Consider the following 1,091-nt stretch of genomic DNA (forward strand, 5'->3'; position numbering starts at 1 on the left):
GTGGCCGGAGCATCCCAGCCAGCGCCCGGACGGTGCCGCCGGAACCGGCCGGGACTGATCCGCCATCGCGCCCGTGCAGGCCCCGTCCGCCAAAGGAGACGAATTCACCGCGACGCCGCTGGGCCGCGCCGCGGGCGACTACCTGCAGCACATGGCGGTGGAACGCGGGCTGGCCGCCAACACCGTGGCGGCCTACCGCAGGGACCTGGGCCGCTACCTGCGGTTCCTGCAGGCGCGCGCGGTCGTTGAGCCGGCCGCGGTGACCCGGCACGATGTCACGGCCTTCGCCCAGGCCATCACCGAGGGGTCCGACGGCGCCGCCGCCCTGAGCGTCAGGTCCGCGGCGCGTACCATCGTGGCCGTTCGGGGGCTGCATAAGTTCTGGACGCTCGAAGGGGTTACTGAGACCGACCCCGCTACTGACGTGCATCCGCCGATGCCCGGCAAACGCCTGCCGAAGGCGATTTCCGTCGCCGCTGTGACGGCAATCCTGGAGTCTGCGGGGGCAGACACCCCCACCGGCCTGCGCGACCGGGCGCTTTTGGAGTTCCTGTACGCGACCGGCGCCCGGATCAGTGAAGCCGTCGGCCTGGACGTCGATGATGTCAGCGTCGAACCGCAGAGCGACGGCCCCGCCGTCGTCCGTCTGTTCGGCAAGGGATCCAAGGAGCGGCTGGTGCCGCTGGGCTCCTTCGCCGCGCAGGCGGCGGACGCGTACCTGGTCCGTGGACGTCCGGCTCTGGCCGCGAAGGGGCACGGCACACCGGCCTTGTTCCTGAACGCCCGCGGCGGCCGGCTGAGCCGCCAAAGCGCCTGGACTATTTTGAAGACCGCCGCGGAGAAGGCCGGGATCACCCAGCCCGTGTCCCCGCACACCCTGCGGCACTCCTTCGCCACCCACCTGCTGGAGGGCGGCGCGGACGTCCGGGTGGTGCAGGAGCTGCTGGGCCACGCGTCCGTCACCACGACGCAGATCTACACCCTGGTCACCGCCGATACCCTCCGCGAAGTTTACGCGGCGGCGCATCCGCGGGCCCGGGGCTGACGCGTCTCCCGGGGGCCCGGAGCTAAGGCGGCTCCGCGCGCGCCCG

Annotated in this window: 1 protein-coding gene; it reads left to right on the forward strand. The window is 72.3% G+C overall.

Annotation, left to right across the window (positions count from 1 at the left end):
- Positions 1–73 precede the first annotated feature (73 nt).
- On the forward strand, positions 74–1,045 hold the full coding sequence (xerD, locus tag AC5RUJ_RS16990; RefSeq protein WP_494128974.1) for a site-specific tyrosine recombinase XerD: 972 nt from the start codon (positions 74–76) through the stop codon (positions 1,043–1,045).
- The last annotated feature ends 46 nt before the right edge of the window (positions 1,046–1,091 follow it).

It is taken from the genome of Arthrobacter sp. Y3223164 (assembly GCF_059091005.1).